Raw genomic sequence first — 241 nt, 5'->3', positions numbered from 1 at the left:
CTATATTTCTACCGCCACCACCTATTCAACGTCATTTAGAAACTTCAGATAGGGCTATTGAAGAGGTTGTCATCACAGGATATGGTACCAAACATAAAGATGTTTACGGATCATCCAGTGTAAGTACAGTTTCGGGCGATAGAATAGCAACAAAAGAACCCAGTGGAACTATTGCTGGAATATCTATTTCTAAGACGGGAAAAGATGAAAAGGTATCTATTCGGGGACTAAGAAGTATAAG

1 protein-coding gene is annotated in these 241 nt (G+C 39.0%); it reads left to right on the top strand.

What is annotated here, in order from left to right:
• Window positions 1–241: hypothetical protein (locus tag SB689_RS24040; RefSeq protein ID WP_410694535.1), on the top strand; the 241-nt coding region annotated here is incomplete at both ends.

Origin of the sequence: Chryseobacterium sp. SIMBA_038 (assembly GCF_046535115.1) — a bacterium.
Taxonomy (GTDB): domain Bacteria; phylum Bacteroidota; class Bacteroidia; order Flavobacteriales; family Weeksellaceae; genus Chryseobacterium.
Note: the sequence above shows the minus strand (reverse complement) of the source record. Positions and strands in the feature narration are given on the sequence as shown.